The sequence below is a fragment of the Nocardia sp. NPDC051463 genome (assembly GCF_040681975.1).
Classification (GTDB): Bacteria; Actinomycetota; Actinomycetes; order Mycobacteriales; family Mycobacteriaceae; genus Nocardia.
This window is the reverse complement of the sequence record NZ_JBFBAB010000041.1, coordinates 17,016-40,098: the sequence shown is the minus strand read 5'-3', so window position 1 is coordinate 40,098 and position 23,083 is coordinate 17,016. Positions and strand designations below refer to the sequence as shown.

The following is a 23,083-nucleotide window of genomic DNA, read 5'->3' as shown; positions in this document are numbered from 1 at the left end:
CTAAGGCTGACCCGAACCGATCCCGACCGGAACAGGCTGCCGGTCCAGCAGGTCATCCACCGGGCCCGATTCCGAGGGCGGCACCGCGCTCGCCTCCTCGCGCTCCTTGACAACCTCGATCCGATAACCGATCAGGACCGAACCGACCAGTGCCGCCGAGATGATGCCCTCGGCGATGAAGAAGGAAGCGAAGTCGATGATCGAGCCGATCGGCGGGGCACTCGGCACCGCGTTGCGCAGCGGGATGAGCGCGAACAGCAGCGCACCCATCATCGAGCAGGCCGGGAATATCAGGCCACGGCGGCCATCGACAAGGTAGTAGGTCGCTACTGCCGCCGCGATCGCGAGGCCGAGCATCAACACCATGATGAACAGCGCGAAGACCAGCGAGGGCGTGGATCGGGTGGCATGCAGCGTGAGATCGACGCCGTCGATCTGGCTGTCGACCGCCTCAGGGGTCTCGGAGACCGAAAAGAAGGTGTCACCGCTGGATACGGCCGCCGCGACGGGAACATGCTTGTCCCCGCTGATCATGTCGAAAGCGAGCATGGCCTCGTACTTGTCGAACGGGTAATCGGTGAACGTCCCCGACATGGCGATCTTCACCTCTGCGGCCGAGATCGGTTCGCCCGCCTCGATTTTGATCGGCTCGGACTTCAGCCCGGAGGTATAGAGGATGGCGTCGCTCGCGAAAAAGCCCAGCCGATCGGCATAGACGCCGTGCGGCCGCGCTGTCACTTCCACCGATACCGCCTGTGCGGCTGGATCGATCTTGCCGATCCACACGTCGAGATCGACTCGATCGGACTTGTCGACGTCACCGAAAGGGTGCACCGCCGCTGTCCGAGCCTTGCCTGCCTCGTACATCGACAGGCTCACAGCCAGCACCGCGAGCAACGCGATCACTGCCACCATCGCGGGCAGCACCGCGCCGCGCTTCTTCTTCACATTTTGTCCCACCCACCAAAAATACTGGGGCCCAATCACCTTCGAATTCGCCACCGCGGGAAGACGGGCAAACGCTACGCCGAGACTATGCCCGCGGCCTCGGCCCAATCGCGAATGGTGCCCGCCCAATCCCATCCGCACTGCGTGATGAGGTCGTTGTGCCCGGCACCGGGCACAACCACCAGTCGCTTCGGTTCCGGAGCCGCGGCATACAGCCGCTCGGCATGACGCAGCGGAAGCAGTTCATCCTGGTCACCGTGCATGAGCAGCACGGGGGCACGCAGTGTCGGTATCCGCCGCAGAGTCGGGTAGGCGTCGGGGACCAACGGCCGAGGCAGGAACGGGTACACCGACCGTGCCGCATCACGGATACCGGTGAAGGTGGACATCAGGATAAGCCCGGCGGGTGGATGAACGGTCGAGAGCTCGAGCATGACCGCGCCGCCGAGCGACTTCCCCAGATACAGCACCCGGTCGGCATCGACACCGGGCTGTTCGAGCAGCACGCGCCGCGCCGCGCGGGAATCGAGGTAGGTCCCGTGCTCCGTGGGCCGCCCGGTGCTGCGCCCGAAGCCCCGGTAGTCGAAAGCGAGCACATCGAAACCGGCCTCGGTGAGCAGCGCGAATATCGGCACCCGGTCACCGATATTTCCAGCGTTCCCGTGCGCGAACAGCACGTGCCCGATGGATCGGCGAGCAGGCACCCACCAGCCGTGCAGCGTCTCCCCGTCGGCGGTCGCGATGGACAGCTCGGTGTAGGCCAGCCCCAGGGTGGCCGGGGTCTGCGCGATCTGCCGTTGAGGCAGGTAGGTCAGCGCATGCAGGATAGGGCTCGCAGGATGCCGCATGCAGATCTTCTTACTCGCTCACTCGGCGTTGCGCTCGGGCCTCGCCGGATCGCGATGCTGCCACCCGGCGATCCGAACTCGCCGCGCACGAACGCTGAGCACGTCGAGACTGCGCGGTTGCAATGGCCGCGCGGTCTCGACGTCGGAATATGTCAGGCGCGCAGAACCGCGCCGACGGCATCCGCCGCGGCCGCGACCGCGGCGTCGCGGGCAGCGCTGGCCTCGTCTTCGGTCAGGGTCCGGTCGGTGGCGCGGAAGCGCAGGGCGTAAGTGAGAGACTTGCGGCCCTCGCCGGCTTGGGCACCCTCGTAGACATCGAAAAGGGCGATGTCTTCGAGCAATTCGCCTCCGCCGGTACGCAGTGCCGATTCCACCGATGCGGCGGCCACCGCCTTCTCGACACTCACCGATACGTCCTGCAGGACCGCGGGGAACGGGGAGACCACCGGCACCGGGCGGGATTCGCGCAGCGGCAGCGCGTCGAGGTCGAGTTCGACGGCGCAGGTGCGCGGCGGCAGCCCTGCCCGTTCCAGCACGGCGGGGTGCAGTTCGCCCGCGTAGCCGACGATCTCGCCGTCGACCAGCAGTTCCGCGCAACGCCCTGGATGCCACGGCAGGTGCGCGGCGGCCTTGCGTTCGATGGTCACGCCCGCCGCGTCGGCGACGGCGTCGGCGAGAGCGAAGGCGTCGACGGCCTCCACCACACGACCGGGGCCCCACGGCCCGCGCGGGTCGCGGCGACCGGTGAGCACGGCGGCCACATGCACCGGCTGCGTGGGCAGCGAGCCGATCAGTTCCGCGATCTGCTCGTCGGTCGGGCGGCGGTCCACCGGCAGTGGTGCGATCGGCGCGACGTTCGGGCCGGTCAGCACCACCTGGGCGATGCCGTAGACCGCGAGGTCACGCGCGCCGCGCGAGATGTTGCGGACGGCCACTTCCAGCAGGCCGGGCAGCAGCGTGGTCGCCAGTTCGGGGCGCTCCGCATCGAGCGGGTTCAACACCCGGGTGGTGGCGCGGCGCGGGTCGTCGGCGTCCAGACCCCAGGTGTCGAACACACCCGGCGGCAGGAACACCGGCGGCGGCACCTCCACACAACCGGCGAAGGCGAGCGCCCTGCTCACCGCGCGACGGCGACGTTGGGTCGGGGTGAGTCCGCGTCCGGCGGGCGCGGTCGGGATCACCGAAGGGATCTGCTCGAGCCCCTCCAGCCGCAGCACCTCCTCCACCAGGTCGGCTGGCTGGGCCAGGTCGGGGCGCCAGCTCGGCGGCGTGACGACCAGCTGGCCGTGCCCGGCCTCGCTGACCCCGACATCCACCTTCGCACCGATCTGGGCCAGGCGCCGCGCCGAGGTACCGGTCGGGTAGGTGATGCCCGCGACGCGGTCGGCGAGGTCGATATCCATCCGGATCGGGTCCGCCGCCGGCACCGGCACCCGAACATCGGTGAGCACGGATTCGACAGTGCCACCGCCGATTTCGGCAAGCATCGTGGCAGCACGATCCAACGCGGTGACATTGATCTCGGGATCGACGACCCGCTCGTAGCGCTTGCCCGCCTCCGAGGAGAGCTTGTGCCGCCGCGCGGTGCGATAGACGAGCAACGGATTCCAGGTGGCGGCCTCGAGCACGATATCGGTCGACTCGGCGCCGACCTCCGTTGTCGCACCGCCCATGACGCCGGCCAAGGAGATAACGCCCGAATCGTCGGCGATCACCACATCTTCGGCATCGAGCACACGCTCGGTCTCATCGAGGGTGCGCAGCGTTTCGCCGGTGTTGGCGGTGCGCACGACCAGGCCGCCGGTGAGCTTGGCCGCGTCGAAGGCATGCAGCGGCTGGCCGAGTTCGAGCATGACGTAGTTGGTCACGTCGACAGCGGGCGAGATCGGGCGCACGCCGGCCAGCAGCAGCCTGCGCTGCAACCACCAGGGGCTCACCGCGTTCGGGTCGATGCCGGTGACCCGGCGGACCGCGAAACGCGTGCACTTCGAGTCCGGTTCGAGGCGAACCGGCCAGGCGTCCTGTTCGTCGTCGGGCAGGGTCCGCACGGCGGGATCGGCGTATTCGAGGTCGAAGCCACAGGCCAGTTCGCGAGCCAGACCGCGCACCGAGAAGCAGTAGCCGCGATCCGGGGTGATGTTCAGCTCGATGATGGTGTCGTCGAGGCCGAGCAGCTCATTGGCGTCGGTCCCCGGCTCGGCGGTGCCCGGCTCGAGCACCAGGATTCCCGAATGATCCTTGCCGATACCGAGTTCGGCGACCGAGCAGATCATGCCGTTGGAGACATGCCCGTAGGTCTTGCGCGAGGCAATGGCGAAACCGCCGGGCAGCACCGCACCCGGCAGCACCACGACGACCAGATCACCGACCGCGAAATTTGTTGCGCCGCAGACGATCTCCTGCAGATCAGGGTTGCCGACATCTACTTTGCAGAACCGGATCGGTTTCTTGAACTCGGTCAGCTCGGTGATCTCGGCGACACGGCCGACGACGAGCGGCTTCTCGATATCACCCGTCACCCGCTCGAGTTTGTCGACCTCTTCGACCTCCAGCCCGACACGGACGAACCCTGCGTCGAGCTCCTCCGGCGTCACCGACCACTCGGGGGTGGTCCGCCGGATGATTTCCGTCAGCCAGGACTGCGCTACTCGCACTTGACGTTTCGCTCTCTCGATCGAAGGAAGTTCTTGAATCGCTCAGCTCAGGACCGGATACCGAAGGGCAGCGTGAAACGCACGTCGCCCTCGACGATGTCCCGCATGTCCGGAATGCCATTGCGGAACTGCAGTGTCCGCTCCAAGCCCATACCGAACGCGAACCCGCTGTACACCTCGGGGTCGATCCCGCTGGCGATCAACACCTTCGGGTTCACCATGCCGCAGCCGCCCCATTCGACCCAGCCCGCGCCGCCCTTCTTGTCCGGGAACCACACGTCGACCTCGGCCGACGGCTCGGTGAACGGGAAGTAGTTGGGGCGCATGCGGGTTCGGGTCTCGGGCCCGAACAGGGCCCGCGCGAACGCGTCCAAGGTGCCGCGCAGGTGCGCCATGGTCAGGCCCTTATCCACGGCCAGCCCCTCCACCTGGGAAAACACCGGAGTGTGGGTGGCGTCGAGTTCGTCGGTGCGGAATGTCCGGCCCGGGCACACGACATAGATCGGCACCGCACGCTCCAGCATCGAACGCACCTGCACCGGCGAGGTGTGCGTGCGCAGCACCTGCCGCGAACCCTCCGGCGCGATGTGGAAGGTGTCCTGCATCGTGCGCGCGGGGTGGTCGGGAAGGAAGTTCAGCGCGTCGAAGTTGAAGTGCTCGGTCTCGACCTCGGGGCCTTCGGCAACCTCCCAACCCATCGCGACGAACACATCGGCGATCTGCTCGGAGATGACGGTGATCGGGTGGCGCGCGCCGACCTGCTGCCTGCGCGCGGGCAACGTGACGTCGATCGCCTCCGCGACGAGCACCGCGGCATCACGCTCGGCCAGCAGCGCAGTACGGCGCGCCTCGAACGCTTCGGAGACCCGTGCCCGTGCGACGTTGACCCGTTTGCCCGCGTCGGCCTTCTCGGCCTTCGGCAGGCTGCCCAGCGCGCGCTGCGCGAGGGCGAGCGGCGCCTTCCCGCCGAGATGCTCGGTTTTCGCGACGGCGAGCGCATCGAGGTCGGCGGCAGCCGCAAACGCCTTCTCGGCTGCCGCCGCGGCGGCGGCCAGTGCCTCCTCGGTGAGCGCCGCGCTCTGCTCGACTGCTGCGTCGTTGTCGTCGGCCACGATCGTTCGACTCTCCCCTGGGGATCGGTTCGAGGGTCCGCATGATTGCCTACCCACATTGCTGCTGGTCGAATCGTATTCGATCCGCTGTGGCCGATTCACCCGGATTACCGCTCCCCCGCGTGCTCGGCGTGTGCTAGCGGCCGAGTTCGTCTACCGGGGAGGCGATCGCGGCGATGTCACGTCGAGGCGGATCAGCCGCGGCCGGTGGTGGCCGCCGCCGGATGCGGCGATGAAGTGCTGCGTCCAGCGCGATGGCAGGGCATACACACAGCCGTGCCCCTGCTCCGATCGCGGACCGGAGCAGGGGGTCCTGCCACTCAGCGAACCTGGGTGATCTTCCCGGGCAGCAGCCACGCGACCACCGCGCCGACCGCGACAATGCCTGCCCCGACCCACACCGCGGGCACCATGCCGTCGACGAAACTCTGCGGGCTCAGGTAGGAGCCGTGTGATGCGAATACCGACGCCAGCACGGCGACACCCATCGCGACACCCACCTCACGAATGGTGTTGTTGGTGCCGGAGGCCATCGCCCGATCCTCGGGTGCGGCGCTGGCCATCACGACCGTCGCGCCGGGCGCGAAGGTCAGGCCCATGCCGATGCCGCCGAGCAGGAACGGCCCGATAAACGCTCCGTAGCTCGCGTCGACCGTGGCGATCGCCGCCATCCAGGCCAGCGCGACAGCCAGCGCGGCCTGTCCCGTGGCGAGCAGTGTGCGGGCGCCGACCCGATCGACGATCAGGCCCGCGAGTGGGGCGATCACCATCGGCGCCAGCGTCCACGGCATGGTGCGGATGCCCGATTGCAACGGGCCATAGCCCTGCACGACCTGGAAATACTGCGCCAGCAGGAAGATCGAACCGAAGACGCCGACCGAGAAGGTGAACACCGTCGTATTGCTCACCCGGAAGGCGCGGGACCGGAACAACCGCAACGGCAACATCGGGTCCGGAGTCTTCAGCTCCCAGGCGATCAGGCAGCCGAGCAGCACCGCGCCACCGAGCAGCGCGGACAGCACACCGGTCGAGGTCCAGCCGTCGTCGGCGCCGTGCACCACACCCCACACCACCGCGAGCACCCCACTCGCCGACAGCACCAGCCCGAGCGGATCCAACCGCCGCTTGCCGCCGTAGGACTCCTCCAGCACCCTGGCCGCGAAGGGCAGGACCAACACGCCGATGGGTACGTTGATCCAGAAGATCCAGTGCCAGCTCAACCCTTCGACCACAGCACCGCCGATGAGCGGACCGAGGGCGACGCCGAGACCGGAGATTCCGCCCCAGATGCCGATCGCGGCACTGCGCATTTTCTCGGGTACCGCCAAGGAAAGCAGCGTCAGCGACAACGGCATCACCGCGGCCGCGCCGAAGCCTTGAATTGCCCTGGCGGCGATCAGCATCCACGGATCGACAGCCAGTGCGCAGGCCGCGGACGCGACAGTGAAGAGCGCGATTCCGGACAGGAATAGGCGGCGGCGGCCGAGCCGGTCACCGATCGCTGTCGCCGTGAGCAGCAGCGAGGCGAAGGCGAGCGTGTAGGCGTTGACGAACCATTGCAAGTCGCCGAGCGAGGCGCCGAGCTCGGTGCGGATCACCGGCAGCGCATTGGTCACCACGAGGTTGTCCAGCGTGACCATGAACATCGGGATGCCGACGGCGGCCAATACCGCGGCGAGCGGTCGGGCGCGACTAGGACTCTCCGGCGCCGCGACGGGTGCCGACGGATCGGCGACTTCAAGAATCTCGTTCATGTCCAGCCCTTGTTGTAATCGACTGATAACTAACATCATCAAAAGTATGCATCGACTGATAACATGTCAATAGGGCGGTCGGATTTGATAGAAAAGCCATCGACGGGGACGCCAAGGAGGACGACATGACGACCGGCACCAGGCTGACCGCCGCGCAACGGAGCGAAGAAGTTCTGAATGCCGCCATCACCGCCTTTGCCGAGGGCGGCTACGCGGGCACCAAGACCGACGAAATCGCCCGACTCGCCGGCGTCTCGCAGCCCTACGTGATCCGACTGTTCGGCACCAAGCAGCACCTGTTCCTGGCCGCACTGCACAGGGTCTGCGATCGCATCGAAAAGGCCTTCCGCGCGGCCGACGCCGAACGCACCGATCGCGATGCACCCCCTGCGGAGGCCTTACACCAGCTCGGCCGCGGCTACCAGGTCTTCCTGGCCGAGCGTGAACTCCTGCAGGTCTTCATGCACGGCATCGCATCGAGCTCTGATCCGGTGATCGGCGACGAGGTCCGCACGCGGTTCGGCCAGATTTTCGCGCTGGTGCGTGAGCTCACCAGAGCGCCACTGACCGACGCTCGCCGCTTCATCGCTACCGGGATGCTGCTCACCGTGATGAGCGCCATGCAGGTCGCGGGACCCGACGCCATCCCGGCCGCCTGGGCTGAGGAAATCCTCGAAAACCTGTCCGCCGAAGGGGATTAAGCCACTTCGCAGTGCGACACAGGCAGCACTCGGGCGGCAGACGGTCTAGTTCGCGTGCTGCACGCGCGCACTCGCGTACAAGCAGATGGCCGCGGCGGCAGCGAGGTTCAGGCTCTCCGCGACCGTGGATAGGGATGCACACCCGGTGATCGGCTCGGGCCGCGACCGCGGGGCGAGTCCGTGCGCCTCATTGCCGAACAGCCAGGCGACCGGACTGGCGAGCAGAGCGTCGGCGTCGTCCAGGTCGACCTCACCATCGGCCGCGGTGGCCAGAATCGTGATGCCCGCCGCTGCAATCGCATCCAGGGTCTCGGCGAGGCACCCGCCCCGTATCGAGGGCCGCCGCAACTGAATTGGCGCCCTCGGTGAGGAACTGCTTGGTCTCGCGACGGTTCGCGGCGCGATGGAGCTTGACAGCGGAAACGACCCGCGGATTGCGCTCGGACAGCGCATCCAGGGGTCGTTCCGAAAGGTCCGTCACGTAACCCGAGCTGAGACAGCCGGGGCGTTGACATCCTCAGGGAGAGCGGCCTTGGCCACCGCGACCAGGCCGGCGAACGCCTCGGCGTCGGAGACAGCGAGCTCGGCGAGGATCTTGCGGTCGACCTCGACACCGGCAGCCTTCAGGCCCTGGATGAAGCGGTTGTAGGTGATGTCGTTGAGGCGCGCCGCGGCGTTGATGCGGGCGATCCACAGCTTGCGGAAGTCACCCTTGCTCGCCCGGTAGGCATAGGTGAGCGAGTCACGTCAAGGCAAGCGGCCGACCGACGAAATGGAGCCCGATGGCGAGTACAGCCATACCCGAATGACCGCCAACGAACGCAGCGACGTCATCCCGACCTCATTACCCCACAGGCCAACCGTCAAAACGGTATCGCCAGGTCAGGGGCATCCGCTACAGATGTAGCTCGACCGCGCCGGTGATCGCTACCGATTCGTCAGCGCCGCGGCGGCGTCATCGGCCGCGAATTCGGCCGTCCAATTACCTTGTGCCAGCCCTGATCTGGGTGATCATCTCCGACAGCTGCACCACTCGTGCATCGCTCTCTCCGTGCCAGGCCGCCAGCTGCGCGTGCAATTTCCGCAGTCGCGTCAGCGCGGCCCGCACCTGACCGCTCTGTACCTGGCAGGTGGCCACCTGCCGCTGGCAGTACATGACCTGGTCGTCATAGGGTCCGCGCTCCGCGGTGAGGTCGTCGATCAGGTCGCTGTAGAACGTGCTGGCCTGGACACAGTCACCGGATTCCAGACACAGATCGGCCAGCCGAACCCGCGCGTCGACGACGTCCACATCGCGAGCGCCGAGCTGTGGCACAGCAACGCCGATAAAGTCTTTCAATCCGCCGATGGCAGGAATGTAACGAGACTCGTCGGCGAGGTCGCGAGCACGGCGGACGGCCCGATCGAGATCTCCGCGGGTGAAATCGGGCGCGGGAGCCGCATCGCCGACTTCGGGCCGCTCCTGGGGCACCGCGGTCCGTGTCGCCGCGGAAGCACCGACGGCTGCCGCGTACAGCCGGGCGGGGCTCGCCGGATCGGGACGTTCGATCAGCCCGTCGAGCGCACCCACATACCGCATCAGTACCCCGTGCACAGTCGCCGCATCCGCCGGTCGATCGACCGGCTCCTTGGCAAGCATGCTCCTCACGAGCACCACCAGTTCCTCGGGCACGTCGTCGCGTTCCTGCTCGAGAATCGGTGGTGCCGTATTGATCTGGTTGAGCATCGTGTCGAACTCCGACGACCCGAGCATGGCCCGGATGCCGGTGAGCAGTTCGTACATCACCAGGCCCAGCGCATACAGGTCTGTCTGCGGCACCACCAAACTACCCCGTACCTGTTCGGGTGCCATATATTCCGGTGTTCCGATGCCCGATCCGGTCCGGGTGAGCCGTGTTTGATCAGCGTCGAGCGCGACGGCGATGCCGAAGTCGAGCACACGAACTGTTCCATCGGCGCAGAGCATCAGGTTCGACGGTTTGAGGTCGCGGTGGAAGATCCTGTGCCCGTGGGCTTCCGCGAGCACTGCGGCGGTTTGCGCGCAGATACCGGCGACCGCGCCCAACGGCAGCCGGCCGCGGACGGACAAGATGCTGTCGAGTGTGACACCATTGACATATTCCATGATCATGAACGGCTGCTCGGGCGGCCCCGGGTCAATGCCGGCGTCGAATACGGTGGCCATACCGGGATGACTCATCTGCGCCATCAGTTCAGCTTCCCGCACGAAACGACGTTCCCATTCGTTGTTCTCGGCCAGATGAGGATGGATGATCTTGACGGCGACCCGGCGCTCGAGCCTGCGGTCGAACCCCCGGAACACGCGTCCCATGCCGCCGCGACCGATGACCTCGATCAGCTCGTAACGCTCGGCGATGATCCGTGGCACCGCGTCATTCGCCATGCCGCCCACCCGCATTACCCGCCCTGTCCGCAACCCGAAGTGTTCCCGACGAGAGCCCGGACAGGCCGCCTCTGACCATTCGTTCGACAGCGAGACGCTGACCGCGCCACGCCTTCTCGATCTCCATCAGTTGCGCGACCGCTTCACCGACCGTGCGCTGCTCACCGATCGGCACCCGAGGAAAGGCGACCGCGAACAGGTCGACCGGTCGACTGTCCGCGGCGTCCACGGCCGCTCGCACTACTCCGGACAAGAAGTGCGCGTCGATGACATCCGGATTGACTCGCAGCACTGCAACCCCTGGAGCGAGTAACGCCGCATCCGTGCGCACCGACACCACTACATGACCCCCTCCGGCCACAACCACCACATCGCCCGGCTGCCCGAGCACCGCGCCGGGCGTGCCCGGATCCCCATTCCTCGACGGTTCCCGGCCGAGACGAATGTCCTTGGCAGTCAACATCGGAGCTCCGCCTGAGATCGCCACCAGGGTGGGCGATGACTCCAGCACGGCCAGCGCCCCGGCTTCGGCGAGCTCACCGATCGACACGGTCGGACGCGGACCATCTCTGGCAACGAGTTCGGGCGCGACCGGCGAACGGAACGCGAAGACGGAGGTCCGCAGCGAGGTGTAGGTTGCGAAATCACGCGTGAGCACACCGTCGGCGACCAGCTCGGTCGGCGCCACGGCCGCGCCGTTCTCCACGATCGCCACCTCCCCCACCTGTCCAATTCGGGTGCGACCACGGTAGCAGTGCGCCAGTCGCGTGGCCGGTCGAACCGCTCGCCTGAATACACAATCCTCCACATTTCATCCATTGACATAGTTACAGCGCCTCTCAAGCTTCGGTGGCGCCGCCGAACGAAACGTGCAGTCCCCAAACCCGAACATGCTGAATGCCAAATGATTTCCCATTCGGCACTAAGTTGGATCTCCTCTGCATCGACCCACCAGGAGTACCCCTGATGACCCATGCCGTCGAGCCTCGCGAGCTCAACGTCGCCCCCGGCTCGATCGTTGTAGTCCGCGATGAGGAATGGCTGGTAACCTCCGCCGAGCAGGGATCCGACGGCTGGCTGCTTCGCGTACGCGGCCTGTCCGAGCTGGTCGCCGACACCACCGCGACGTTCTACGAAAGCCTCGACGACATCGAGGTGCTCGACCCGGCCAAGGCCCAGGTCATCCCCGACGGTTCTTCCGGCTACCGCGATTCCCGCCTGTGGCTCGAGGCCCTCTTGCGCAAAACCCCGTTCCCCTACGGCGACCAGACAATCACCGTCTCGACCCACATGCTCGCCGACTCCCTCGGCTACCAGCGTGCCGCCGTCGCCAAAGCCCTTGACCCCCAGCACATCCGCCCCCGGATTCTGCTGGCGGACGCGGTCGGCCTCGGCAAGACCCTCGAGATCGGCATGATCCTGTCGGAGCTGGTTCGCCGGGGCCGTGGCGAGCGCATTCTCATCGTTACCCCGAAGCATGTCCTCGAGCAGATGCAGCACGAACTGTGGTGCCGTTTCGCGCTACCGTTCGTCCGCCTCGACTCGGCAGGCATCCAGAAGGTCCGTCAGAAGCTCCCCGCCACCCGCAATCCTTTCACGTACTACAAGCGCGCGATCATCTCGATCGATACTCTCAAAAGTCCCCGCTACAAGGCACATCTGGAGCGCCAGCACTGGGATGCGGTGGTGATCGACGAGTCTCACAACCTCACCAATGTCGGCACCCAGAACAACGAGCTGGCCCGGGTCCTGGCCCCCAACACCGAGGCCCTGATCCTCGCCTCGGCAACCCCGCACAATGGCCGCGAGGAATCCTTCGCCGAACTCCTGCGCCTGCTCGACCCCACCGCGGTCGCCGCCGACGGATCCTTCACCAAGGAGGATGTCCAGAACCTGCTGATCCGCAGGCACCGTCACCACGACGAGGTCGCCGCGGAGGTCGGCAGCGACTGGGCCGAACGCGCCGAGCCGGTGCACCGCCTCGTGCAGCCGTCCCCCGTCGAAGACGCTGTCGCCCGCGAACTCTCGCAGGTCTGGCTGCACCCGGAAACCGGCGCCACCCCGTATTCCGGCGAAACCAAGGCGCTGTTCCCGTGGACCCTGGCCAAGGCTTTCCTGTCCTCCCCGGCCGCGCTGCGCGAGTCGATCAACCAGCGCCGCGACAAGCTCCGCAACGGCACCTCCGACCAGCGCATCGAACTGGCTGCCCTGAACACGCTCAGCGACCTCAACGACAAGGCGTTCACCGAGTCGGCAGGCAAGCAGGCTGCTCTGGTCTCCCGCCTGCGCGAGATCGGTGTCGGCCCCAAGTCATCCCTGCGCGCAGTCGTTTTCGCCGAACGGGTCGCCACGTTGAAGTGGCTCACCGACCTCCTGCCCGCCGCTCTCGGCTTGAAGCCGGAGAACATCGCCATGCTGCACGGCGGCCTGTCGGATGTGGAGCAGCAGGCGATCGTCGACAGCTTCAAACTCGAAACCTCCCCCATCCGGGTCCTCATCACCGGCGATGTCGCGTCCGAGGGCGTGAACCTGCATGCCCAGTGCCACCACCTGATCCACTACGACATCCCGTGGTCACTGATCCGTATCGAACAGCGCAACGGCCGAATAGATCGCTACGGCCAGAAATTCCCGCCGGTGATCTCCTCCCTCATCCTGGAGACTTCAGATCCCGAATTCTCCGGTGACCTCCGCGTGCTGTCGCGCCTGCTCGAACGCGAGAACCAGGCGCATTCCACGCTCGGTGACGTCGCCTCGCTGATGGGCAAACACAGTGTGGGCGACGAGGAATCGGCGATCCGCGACGTCCTCGCCCGGAAGTCCGACCTCGACGATCATGTCAGGACGGTCGAAGATGTCCTCGAAGGGGACGATTTCGACGCCTTCTTCGCCCAGCTCGACAACGACGACACCCCCGCGCTCGCCGAGCTACCCCGTCAGAGCCTCTACACCGATGACATCGGCTTCCTCGACGAAGCCCTGCGCGCCGCCTACAACGACGTCCCCCATGCGGCCCCTGCCAATGGCGGTGTCGGCTGGACCGTCCACACCAATCACGGTATCGCCGAACTGGTCCCGCCCCGCGACCTGCGCCAGCGCCTGGCTCACCTGCCACAGAACTACCGCGAGAAGGGTCGCATCGACACCCACCTGAAGCTCGCCACCTCCCGCCAGGTCGGCGACGCCCAGCTCCGCTCCGCCCGCCAGGGCAAAGGCATCAACAACACCACCTGGCCGGAAGCCCACTTCCTCGGCCCGCTGCACCCCGTCCTCGACTGGGCCAGCGACCGCGCCCTATCCGCCCTGGGCCGCAACCAGATCTTCGCCATCCGCGGTGACATCGACACCGTCACCGTCCTGCTGATGGGCACCTTGATGAACCGCCGCGGTCAGCTCGTGTCCCGCGTGTTCTCCACCGTCGAGTTCCCCGACACCGAACGCCCCACGCTGGCCTTCTCCACCCCGCTGGAAGACCTCGACTTCCTGCTCACCGACACCGGTTTGAAGCCCGCAACCGCGAACCCCGGCCCGATCCCCGCCCCGGAACGCTTCCAACAGCTGATCCCCATCGCGGTCGACAAGGCCACCCAGTCGATGACACTCGTCCTCGGCGAGCAGGAACGCACCGCCAACGATCGCCTCGCCCAGTGGCGCCGCCGAGCCGACCGCTGGCAGTCCGGCGCCGACCAACTCGAACTGTTCGGCAGCCAGAAGAAGAAGGTCGACACCTACGCCCGCCGCATCGCCGAGGAACAACGCCTCGCCGAATCCCTCGCCTCCACACAGCAATTGGTGCGCCCACTGCTGGTGATCGTCCCCGGAAAGGACCAGTAACCGTGGCCTCTTTCGATTCCATCGTCGTCGGCGAGGATTGGATCAGCGAACACTACTTCACCACCGATTCGGTGAAGGAGTCGTTTCACGGCAAGGTGATGGAGCTGCGCAAGGCGTGGGACGCCGAGGCCAAGGAAGGTCGGAAAACCGTCCGCAGCTCCCTGCTGTCCGCAGCCGGTGATCTGCACGCCGCGCTTGGTGCCCTCGCCGAGAACCCCGAGGCCGCCCCCAAGGCCCATACCGCTGTCCGCTCCGCGTTCGGTTTCGACGGCGAACTGACCCCCTTCACCGCCGAACGCGCAGGCTCCGAGTTGTCCATCCCCGCCGCCCAACTCGCCGGCACTACAAATGTGCTATTCCTGCAGGCGAACCCTGTCGAGTCGATCGAAGACTTCCTGGGTACCGGCACCCTGATCACGCCCGCCGTCGAAGACAACAAGCCTCTCGAATCGGCCTCCAAAGCAGTCTCAGCCGCCTTCCGCTCCGACACCCCACCGACCTTCGTCGTCGTCCAAGCCGGCCGCTGGCTCCTGCTCGCCGAATCCGAACGCTGGGCCGAAGGCCGCTACCTCGCCGTGGACCTGCTGGTAGTCGTCGAACGCCGCCACGGCGCGCGCGGCGGCGAAATCGACCGCGCCGCAGCCATCTTCGGTCACCAGGCCCTCAAGTCTGACGCCGACGGCAACATCTGGTGGACCGGTGTCCTGGAAGACTCGGTGAAACACACCGTCGGCGTCTCCAAGGACCTGCGCGAAGGCATCCGCCTGTCCATCGAAATCATCGCCAACGAGGTCGTGCGCCGCCGCCGCGCCCGTGGCCTGCCCATGGACGGCATCGACGGCAACGACCTCGCCAAGCACTCCCTGCGGTTCCTTTACCGAATCCTGTTCCTGCTCTATGCCGAAGCGTCGCCGGAGATGCAGGTGCTGCCGACCGGTGCCGCCGAATACGAGGAGGGCTACGGCCTCGACCGCCTCCGCGAACTCACCCTCACCGAACTGGTCTCCAACCACGCCCGCACGGGCACACATCTGTACGAATCTTTGAAGCGGTTGTTCGACCTCGTTGAAGGGGGCCACACGCCCTCGGTTCGCGAGAACGTCACCGACGACCCGGCGCCTGGTCTCCAGTTCAACCCACTGCGCGCAGACCTGTTCTCCCCCAAGGCAACGGAGCTCATCGATGAGGTCGGCCTCGGCAACGAAGCCACCCAACAGGTACTGGCCCACCTGCTGCTCACCAAGGAGAGCAAGTCCCGCAAGGGAGCCGACCGCGGCTTCATCAGCTACGCCGAACTGGGCATCAACCAGCTGGGCGCGGTCTACGAGGGCCTGATGTCCTACACCGGATTCTTCGCCGAGGAAGACCTCTACGAGGTCGCCAAAGATGGCAACCCCGAAAAGGGCTCCTGGGTAGTCCCCACCCACCGCGCCGACCACCTGTCCGAGTCGGACTTCGTCCGGGTGGAAGACCCCGTCACCCACGAGATGAAGCCTGTCCTCCACGCCAAAGGCACCTTCGTCTTCCGCCTCGCGGGCCGCGAGCGCCAGCAGTCCGCGTCGTACTACACGCCGGAAGTCCTGACGAAGTTCGTTGTCTCCCAGGCCCTCGAGGAACTCCTCGACCAAGACGGGCACCGCACCACCCCCGAGGAAATCCTCTCCCTCACCATCTGCGAGCCCGCCCTCGGGTCCGGCGCGTTCGCCATCGAGGCTGTTCGCCAGCTCGCCGCCGAATACCTCAAGCGCAAGGAGAAGGATCTGGGTGAGCGGATCGATGCCGACCAGTACACGGTCGAATTGCAGAAGGTGAAGGCGCACATTGCTCTTCATCAGGTGTACGGGGTCGACCTCAACGCGACTGCTGTCGAGCTGGCCGAAATCTCGCTATGGCTGGACACCATGGTCGCCGGGCTGCAAGCACCATGGTTCGGGCTCCACCTGCGGCGGGGCAACTCGTTGATCGGTGCGCGACGAGCGGTGTACGCGCCCAGCGAGCTGACCAAAAAAGCTTGGCTCAAAACCGTGCCGAAGGATATTCCCCTCGGCTCCGCAATCGGCGCCGGAATCCACCACTTCCTCCTCCCCGCCGAAGGCTGGGGCGCAGTGGTCGACACCGCCGAAGCCAAAACCTACGCCCCAGAACAACGCGAAGAACTCCGGTTGTGGCGCAACGAGATCCGCAAGTCCCCCTCCAAGGAGATCATCAAACGCCTCGCCTCCCTGGCCCAGCGCGTGGAAACCCTGTGGGAGTTCACACTGCGCCGCCTCACCATTGCGGAATCCGAAATCCGGCGTGATCTCCACTTGTGGCGCAGCGATCCTGTCGACCATGTCCCCGCGGTCTCCCGCGAACAGATCGAAAAGGTCCTCAACGACGAGAACGGCTCCTATCAACGGCTGCGGCGAGTGATGGACGCCTGGTGTGCCCTGTGGTCATGGCCAGTGACCGGCGATATCGCGGCACCGGACTGGGACCAATGGGTCTGCGGCCTCGAGGCGGTTATCGGCACAACCGCAAAGGCGGGGAGGTTCGAGAAGTACGGCCAGACCAGCTTGGCTTCGGACCTGGGCTGGTTCGAACTCAACATCGCCGAAGACAACGATCGGGTATTCGCGCAGGTCAGATCTGTCGACGCGGCTATCTCCGAATTCCCCTGGCTGGCGGTCACTTCCCAGATCGCCCAAGCGCAGGGGTCTTACCACTGGGAGCTTGACTTCGCACCGGTCTTCGCGCGAGGAGGGTTCGACTTGCAGGTGGGTAATCCACCGTGGGTGCGTCCGGACTGGGACGAAGCGGGCGTGTTGGCCGAGTTCGATCCGTGGTGGCAGTTGGCCCACAAGCCTTCCGAAGCCGACAAGCGCGCCAAGATCGCTGCGGCTACGGCGGATCCGACCGTTCATTCCATGTTGCTCGATGAACGAGCCCACCAAATAGGGCAGAACCAACACCTCAGCTCAGGCACGGATCGCCCATTCCTCGTAGGACTGCAGCCAGATTTATACCGCTGCTTCATCGAACGGGTCTGGCGCTCAACGTCGGCCACTGGCGTCTCGACACTTATCCATCCAGAGAGCCATTTCACCGAAGCTCGCGCCGGCCGCCTGCGTGGTGCATGCTATCGCCGTCTTCGGCGGCACTACAGATTCCACAACAACACCTTCCAGTTCCCTGAAATCGGGCACAAGAAGACGTTTGGGATCCACGTTTACGGCGCGGAGACTGATGTCCAGTTCACCCACGCGGCATGGATCTTTGCCCCGAGCGTCATAGAACGATCCCTGGTCCACGATGGCTCAGGACCCCCGCCCACGATTCGAGACCAGGACGAGAAATGGGATCTCCGTCCCCACGCAGGCCGAATCACGCACGTCGACAACTCTGTACTCTCCCGATGGGCGACGCTGATCGATGAACCGGGCACCCCAGCGGCTGAGGCCCGCATGCTGTACCCGGTGAACCGCGCGAGTGCGGCGGTTCTCGACAAGATTGCCGCTGCAGCCCGGCTCGGCGATATCGAATTCCAGTGGACGCGCGGTTGGGAAGAGGATCGTGACCGTAAACTCGGCTATTTCGAATCCCGATCCGCCGTCCCGGACACCCTCGGCAACGCCATCCTCCAAGGGCCCCATCTCACCGTCGCGCTCCCGCTATTCCAGGAGCCCAACTCCTCGATGCGCAGTGCCGGTGACTACTCCGCCATCGACCTCCAGTCGATCCCCGACAACTTCATCCCCAGAACCAACTACCAACCCGCCCGCCCCCTCGCTGAATACCAAGCCGCGTACCCGAAGTGGAACAACCAACCGAGCTCGTTTTATTTCCGCCTCGCTTGGCGTCGAATGGCCGACTCAGCCACTGTACGAACTCTTCATTCCGCAATCATCCCCCCGGGCCCTTGCCACGTGTTTACGGTTCGATCTCTCATAACACCGACGCATCGAGACTTGGCACTCGCGGCGGGGATATGGTCTTCCATCGTGACAGACTTCCAGGTTAAAGTCTCTGGGGTTGCCGATATCACGACAAGCACCATATCTCGCTTTCCCCACATTCAAGATCATCCGCTCTCCCAGCAGCTGATACATCGAAGTCTCCGACTGAATTGCCTCGTTGCGCCGTACGCCCCACTGTGGTCCGAACTCTTCGACCCTTCATGGAATGAAGACACCTGGGCGCCAAGAATCGAACCGGGGTACTCGCGAACTTCGCAGCTGGGGATCATTGGACCAAATTGGGATTGGCAAACTCCGCTCCGAACGCCAGCCGACCGCCGCCAAGCCCTCATCGAAATCGACGCCATCGTCGCCGTAATGCTCAACATCACCGCCGACGAACTCCTCACCATCTACCGCACCCAATTCCCCGTCCTCCAAAAATACGAACGCGAAGCCCTCTACGACACCAACGGCCGCCAACTCCCCACCAAACTAGCCTCCGAATACCGCAAGAAGGGCTCCCTGCCCCCATCTGACCTCACCGTCGACGGCATCACCTACACAGAACCTTTCACTCCCGTCGACCGCGAACGCGACATGGAACTCGCTCACCGCCACTTTTCATCCATCGCGAATGGCACGAGCTGACCTATGCTCGAATTTGGGCATTATGCGCAAAGACTTAACAGGGCGATCGCATCAGAATTCATTGAATGGATAATATCCGGTGTCTGCTAAACGCGAATTCACGATGGTAAGGACCATTGGGTCCGGAGCTCAGGGGGTGGTATGGGAAGCACGTTCACCCTCCGGAGGAACCGTTGCATACAAGGTTCACAAAGTTGATCCTGACTCCAGCGACATTGCGACTGACCGACAACGGTTCACTAAAGAAATCCGAACACAGCTCACTTTGAAGCATCCGAATATCGTGCAAGTAATCGAACACGGAATTGATGTCAATAGCGAGCCGTACTACGTCATGGAATTGGCCGACGAGTCGCTGCAGGGACGAATCAGCTCATCCACTGGGGGGTTAGCCGAGGGCGAGGCGCTGTCGATCTTTCAAAAAGTGTGCAATGCAGTGGCTCACGCACACACCCAAGGGATCATTCATCGCGATCTAAAGCCATCCAATATTCTGATGTATGGGAACGACCCACGGGTAGCCGATTTCGGGCTCGGCCGCGACTTGACGTCACTCACAATGACCCACACTCAGTCCAAGGCGACGCAAGGCACACTCGGCTATATGCCTCCCGAGCAACTCATCGGACTTCACAATGCAGAAATGCCCGCCGACGTGTTTGCACTTGGAAGAATTCTCTATCATATGCTGACGGGCAGAAATCCGATTTCCATGGATATCTCTAGCGTTCCCGACTGCCTTCAATTTCTTGTACACAAGGCCACACGAGAACGTGCATACGACCGATACAGCGATGCCGGAGATCTCCTGAATAGCTTGACATCAATGTTGGGAGCCGATGCATCGACGCTCGCTCCGCCCGCAGATCAGGGGCGTGCAGCCCTAACCGCTTTCGAAGGCGGCGAACCGGGCGCCCTTCAGAAGTTGATCGAAGTGTTCTTGAAGTTCCCCAACGATGCAGTTCTATTCACAGCTTTCGCACCAAAGGTGCCAGCGTCAACGCTGACGGAGATCGCAAAGAAATATCCCGCAGATGCCAAGTCGATAGTCAATAACTTCGACGCACACGCCGAGGGCAACACAACATTCGAACATGCCGACAGAATTGTAGATTTCCTTGAACCATTCTTCAGAAACTCAGATGATTTGGAGCTGCGCACAGTCATACTCCGGAGGCTGATCGAACAAGGATACCAAAACAACAGATTCTATGTCGGCGGTAAGTTTGCAAATATGTGCGCCTCCGTTTGGTCGATACCAAAATACATGCATCTAATCGCGGATCTCCTCACAGAGTTTCCGACCGAGACGGAATTCTTCAAACCATATCTGCAACAATACTTCATACCAGAAACCATCACGAAGGAAATTACATAGAAGCGGCGATCACCGCGCCCGGGTTTGCGTCGCGGTGGCCCGCCTGCAAGGCGCGGCCCCGCCGTCGCGTCGAGCACCGCCGAGCAGCGGCGAATCGTCTGCCCGGTCCTGAGCAGAACGCCCAGACTGCAGCGTCAATCTCTGGTCGCTGCACTCTCGGGACCTAGTAGCTCCTGAACGAATTTCATCGCGGTAGCGGACTCCGAGTTGTCGGTGTAGGACCGTGCGATCGATTCTGTCTGCTGGTGCGCATCCGATTGGGCCCGCTGAATTGTTTCGAGCAGCACTCGGGCGAGCTGTGCGTCGCCAAGCCGCAACGCCTGCGACGTGAGTCGCAAGTCAGTGATGTTACCTTGCGAGTCTGCGGTCACCCCCAGCTCGCCACCACGGGAACTGGCACGAACGGCAATCTGGCCCAAACGTTGCTGTAGGGCCTGGTTCTTGCGCTTCCACTCCGCGACGAGCCGACGCTGATCCTCGTTCCATTGGTCTAAATAGTCCATGACAGCACCTCATGCTTTCATCAGAATAGTCACCACACGCGCGGCCAACTGTGATCACTCTCGGTAGTAGCCCACCTGGTAGTCGCATGATTCATCGACAACGAAGTCGGGAGGCAGGTATTTGGCGAGTTCTGGCAACTTTGATTGCGGCACGTCGTACCCTCCAGCCTCCGGAGGATAATTGATGCCGTCGATCTCGCAGCTATCGTCGAAGTGAAGGATGTCTTGCAGAGTCGCTGTGTCGAGGCCCTGTAAAGGATGATCTCGGACCAAGAATTCAGTCTTCTTATCGAACGCCTCTAAATACCACATAGCAGCTACTTTCCCTCCGGCTTGCGCTGGGAGTCACCTGGCTTGTTTTGAGCGCCGGTCTCGGCATCGTATTCGCCGAGGTGCTTACCGTTCTTGCTGTACTTCTCCACCGCGCCGTGTTGATAGTCCCACTCGTAAATATTGCCGTCATCGTCTACCCAGCGCTTCCTTCGGCCCAAGCGCTTTGCCGGCTTGGCATTGGGGAAACCCTTCAGATCCTTGGGCGGTGTGACGTAGTGCTGTTGGTTTCCGCCACCCTTAGTTTTTGCGTTGAACTGGGTAGGGCTGGCCTCGAGTAAGGGCTGTAGTTCGGTGGCGACGCCAATAGCGGCCGCCCCTGCGGCTACGGTCACACCTGTGAGTACGGCGGCGCTCGCCTCGAAACCAACGAGAACGGAGATAGCAAGGGCAGCTGCGCCGCTGGCGCTGGCTCCCGTGGTGACAGTCGCCCCGGTGCCTCCGGTGAATAATCCGACGACAACTCCCGAAATGATCGCCACACCGAGAGCTCCGGCGAGGATCGCGAGAAGCTTGCCGTGGGCCTCCTCGATCTGGTCCGCCCAGTCATCACAGGCGCTGGCGAGGTTTTCGTATTGGGTCGCGACGTCCTCGACTCCGGCGAAGACAATGTCCATCTGGGCGAGCGCTTGGGGCAGCTCGTCCGAATTGAGTTCTTCGAGATCGATCCATCCCTGATTGGTCCCACTGCTGGCCTGCCGTAGCCCGGTTGCGGCCGTTCGCCAGGCAGTGCCCAGCTTTCTCAGCTTGTCGGGGTCGCCGTTCGGCCATGTGTGGCCCTGCAGCCAGCTGCTGATCACCTCCCAACCAAAGGGGGGATCGGTCGCACCGCCGAAAGCTCCCTTGAAGGTCGGCGCTGTAGTAGCGGGCAGAACAGCTGGATCTGGGTCAGGGGTCTCAGGGGGTTGCTTGTTCTGCTTCTCGGTGTTGGAGTGATTCACCGCCGTGAATGCGAGAAGATCGTGGAGTTTGCCGAAAGAGTTGACGATGTCTGTTCCGGCGGCTACCGCATCGAAGGCGGCCGGGTCGTAACTGCTGGCCCATGTACGCGCCGCACTGTCGCTGCCTGCGCAACCCCAGTTCGCATCGAGGGCTGCTGCGAGAGTCTTGACGACGGTTTCGGCATTGCCGTACGCCGTCTTGTACAACGCCGCGGCATTGTTAACGAGGCCGGTATTCATTGTGATGGGCGCCATCAGGGCCACATTCCCTTGTTGTGCTCGACGTTGGCGAGGTAGCGGTCGTGGGCACCCTGGGCGGCAGCTTCGAGTTCAGCGAGCGCTGTCCTCATATCCTGTATTTCGCTCTGCCAGATGTCGTGTTTGCTCTTGTGGGCATCGGCAGCCGAGCCGCTCCACTCGATGTGTAACGCTGCGACCTCGCGCTCAATATCGGCGATCCGTTGTTCGATCTGCTGACCAATAGTCTTGGCCTTCGCAACGAGTGCCAGGATTTGGTCAGTATCGGCTTTGTAGGAGTCCGTCACAAATCGCCCAGGCTGAATGGCATGTCAGTCAATGAGTTTGCATTGTTTACATCGGTATCGGTGTAGGAGTTGGCTGCTTGATGCACGAGTGCGGCATCCTCGCGCAGCGTCGTAGCCACCGTCCGAGCGGACTCGACCCACTCCGTCCACAGGGCAGCGTGTGTGCTCGCGGCCTCCCCGATCCAGTCGGTGGACATCAGCGTTCCGGCTTCTTTACGCAACGCCTCGATGTCGTCCCAGAATTCATCTGCTTTCGCTGACATCCGGTCCGCTGTGGCGTGCATCTCTTGCGGGTTTGCATGCACTTGCGCGACGTTAGCACACGAAAGGTAGGGCGAATTGGGTCCGGCGTGAGTGCCTCCGCAGCGGCATGCGCACCGGTAGAACATATTGGGGTACAACGACAATCGTGCTTCACAGCCGCCGATGCACCCCGCCTGCTACTGGCTGTCGATCTCATGGATGAACCGGTCGCGGACGAGCTGCGGGCCGGTGTGGTGTATGTCCGAGCTGCAGAAGCGTGTGGAGTCACTGGGCGAGTCGGT

Annotated in this window: 17 protein-coding genes and 1 pseudogene; 4 read left to right on the top strand and 14 right to left on the bottom strand. The window is 64.1% G+C overall.

The annotated features are described in order from the left end of the window. The 5 genes from AB0M74_RS32715 to AB0M74_RS32695 form a co-directional block, all read right to left on the bottom strand. On the bottom strand, positions 1-960 hold the full coding sequence (locus AB0M74_RS32715; RefSeq protein ID WP_366530173.1) for a DUF4436 family protein: 960 nt from the start codon (positions 958-960) through the stop codon (positions 1-3). Between the two features lie 62 nt (positions 961-1,022). Continuing rightward, the gene (locus AB0M74_RS32710; RefSeq protein WP_366530172.1) at positions 1,023-1,796 is read right to left on the bottom strand and encodes an alpha/beta hydrolase; all 774 of its coding nucleotides are present in this window, start codon (positions 1,794-1,796) and stop codon (positions 1,023-1,025) included. 152 nt (positions 1,797-1,948) lie between these two features. Beyond that, positions 1,949-4,450 (bottom strand): phenylalanine--tRNA ligase subunit beta, encoded by a 2,502-nt coding sequence (gene pheT, locus AB0M74_RS32705; RefSeq protein ID WP_366530171.1) that lies wholly within the window; start codon positions 4,448-4,450, stop codon positions 1,949-1,951. 47 nt (positions 4,451-4,497) lie between these two features. After that, positions 4,498-5,562 carry a phenylalanine--tRNA ligase subunit alpha gene (pheS, locus tag AB0M74_RS32700; protein WP_366530170.1) on the bottom strand — a complete coding sequence of 355 codons (1,065 nt, stop codon included), beginning with the start codon at positions 5,560-5,562 and terminating at the stop codon, positions 4,498-4,500. Between the two features lie 320 nt (positions 5,563-5,882). Next, on the bottom strand, positions 5,883-7,316 hold the full coding sequence (locus AB0M74_RS32695) for an MFS transporter (protein ID WP_366530169.1): 1,434 nt from the start codon (positions 7,314-7,316) through the stop codon (positions 5,883-5,885). Positions 7,317-7,441: 125 nt separating this feature from the next. Between AB0M74_RS32695 and AB0M74_RS32690 the strand changes: the two genes are divergently transcribed. After that, positions 7,442-8,017: a TetR/AcrR family transcriptional regulator gene (locus tag AB0M74_RS32690; RefSeq protein ID WP_366530168.1), complete on the top strand. Its 576-nt coding sequence runs from the start codon at positions 7,442-7,444 to the stop codon at positions 8,015-8,017. A 45-nt stretch (positions 8,018-8,062) separates the two neighbouring features. On the opposite strand, the gene AB0M74_RS32685 is transcribed toward AB0M74_RS32690, so the two are convergent. The 4 genes and pseudogenes from AB0M74_RS32685 to AB0M74_RS32670 form a co-directional block, all read right to left on the bottom strand. After that, the gene (locus AB0M74_RS32685; protein ID WP_366530167.1) at positions 8,063-8,365 is read right to left on the bottom strand and encodes a TrmH family RNA methyltransferase; all 303 of its coding nucleotides are present in this window, start codon (positions 8,363-8,365) and stop codon (positions 8,063-8,065) included. A gap of 129 nt (positions 8,366-8,494) precedes the next feature. Beyond that, positions 8,495-8,758 (bottom strand): annotated as a pseudogene (rplT, locus tag AB0M74_RS32680) (50S ribosomal protein L20); the annotation flags it as partial. 241 nt (positions 8,759-8,999) lie between these two features. After that, complete coding sequence (locus AB0M74_RS32675) at positions 9,000-10,421, bottom strand: serine/threonine-protein kinase (protein WP_366530166.1); 1,422 nt, start codon at positions 10,419-10,421, stop codon at positions 9,000-9,002. Beyond that, positions 10,411-11,136 carry a hypothetical protein gene (locus tag AB0M74_RS32670; protein ID WP_366530165.1) on the bottom strand — a complete coding sequence of 242 codons (726 nt, stop codon included), beginning with the start codon at positions 11,134-11,136 and terminating at the stop codon, positions 10,411-10,413. The genes AB0M74_RS32675 and AB0M74_RS32670 overlap by 11 nt, the downstream gene beginning before the upstream one ends. A 251-nt stretch (positions 11,137-11,387) precedes the next feature. On the opposite strand from AB0M74_RS32670, the gene AB0M74_RS32665 reads away from it, so the two are divergent. The 3 genes from AB0M74_RS32665 (at position 11,388) to AB0M74_RS32655 (ending at position 20,219) form a co-directional block, all read left to right on the top strand. Further along, positions 11,388-14,255 (top strand): helicase-related protein, encoded by a 2,868-nt coding sequence (locus tag AB0M74_RS32665; RefSeq protein WP_366530164.1) that lies wholly within the window; start codon positions 11,388-11,390, stop codon positions 14,253-14,255. Positions 14,256-14,830: 575 nt separating this feature from the next. Further along, entirely contained in the window at positions 14,831-18,841 is a 4,011-nt protein-coding gene (locus AB0M74_RS32660; protein ID WP_366530163.1) for a DNA methyltransferase, read from the top strand. A 79-nt stretch (positions 18,842-18,920) separates the two neighbouring features. After that, on the top strand, positions 18,921-20,219 hold the full coding sequence (locus AB0M74_RS32655; RefSeq protein WP_366530162.1) for a serine/threonine-protein kinase: 1,299 nt from the start codon (positions 18,921-18,923) through the stop codon (positions 20,217-20,219). A 134-nt stretch (positions 20,220-20,353) separates the two neighbouring features. Here the strand turns inward: AB0M74_RS32655 and AB0M74_RS32650 are convergent, their stop codons facing one another. The 5 genes from AB0M74_RS32650 to AB0M74_RS32630 are packed head-to-tail and all read right to left on the bottom strand — an operon-like array spanning position 20,354 to position 22,843. Beyond that, on the bottom strand, positions 20,354-20,722 hold the full coding sequence (locus tag AB0M74_RS32650; RefSeq protein WP_366530161.1) for a YbaB/EbfC family nucleoid-associated protein: 369 nt from the start codon (positions 20,720-20,722) through the stop codon (positions 20,354-20,356). Between the two features lie 54 nt (positions 20,723-20,776). Continuing rightward, positions 20,777-21,034, bottom strand: a complete 258-nt coding sequence (locus tag AB0M74_RS32645) for a hypothetical protein (protein WP_366530160.1) — start codon at positions 21,032-21,034, stop codon at positions 20,777-20,779. Positions 21,035-21,039: 5 nt separating this feature from the next. Next, positions 21,040-22,248, bottom strand: coding sequence for a colicin E3/pyocin S6 family cytotoxin (locus tag AB0M74_RS32640; RefSeq protein WP_366530159.1), 1,209 nt, complete (start codon positions 22,246-22,248; stop codon positions 21,040-21,042). After that, a complete protein-coding gene (locus AB0M74_RS32635; protein ID WP_366530158.1) occupies positions 22,248-22,538 on the bottom strand; it encodes a WXG100 family type VII secretion target in 291 nt (96 codons plus the stop codon). Before AB0M74_RS32635 ends, AB0M74_RS32640 begins: the two co-directional genes overlap by 1 nt. After that, positions 22,535-22,843: a WXG100 family type VII secretion target gene (locus AB0M74_RS32630; protein ID WP_366530157.1), complete on the bottom strand. Its 309-nt coding sequence runs from the start codon at positions 22,841-22,843 to the stop codon at positions 22,535-22,537. Before AB0M74_RS32630 ends, AB0M74_RS32635 begins: the two co-directional genes overlap by 4 nt. Between the last annotated feature and the right edge of the window lie 240 nt (positions 22,844-23,083).

What these genes read in the sequence shown, in the direction of transcription:
- AB0M74_RS32640 (WP_366530159.1), bottom strand. Translation starts at nt 22,248, where the DNA reads ATGGCGCCCATCACAATGAATACCGGCCTCGTTAACAATGCCGCGGCG.
- AB0M74_RS32690 (WP_366530168.1), top strand. Translation starts at nt 7,442, where the DNA reads ATGACGACCGGCACCAGGCTGACCGCCGCGCAACGGAGCGAAGAAGTT.
- AB0M74_RS32665 (WP_366530164.1), top strand. Translation starts at nt 11,388, where the DNA reads ATGACCCATGCCGTCGAGCCTCGCGAGCTCAACGTCGCCCCCGGCTCG.
- AB0M74_RS32650 (WP_366530161.1), bottom strand. Translation starts at nt 20,722, where the DNA reads ATGGACTATTTAGACCAATGGAACGAGGATCAGCGTCGGCTCGTCGCG.
- AB0M74_RS32695 (WP_366530169.1), bottom strand. Translation starts at nt 7,316, where the DNA reads ATGAACGAGATTCTTGAAGTCGCCGATCCGTCGGCACCCGTCGCGGCG.
- AB0M74_RS32645 (WP_366530160.1), bottom strand. Translation starts at nt 21,034, where the DNA reads ATGTGGTATTTAGAGGCGTTCGATAAGAAGACTGAATTCTTGGTCCGA.
- AB0M74_RS32675 (WP_366530166.1), bottom strand. Translation starts at nt 10,421, where the DNA reads ATGGCGAATGACGCGGTGCCACGGATCATCGCCGAGCGTTACGAGCTG.
- AB0M74_RS32710 (WP_366530172.1), bottom strand. Translation starts at nt 1,796, where the DNA reads ATGCGGCATCCTGCGAGCCCTATCCTGCATGCGCTGACCTACCTGCCT.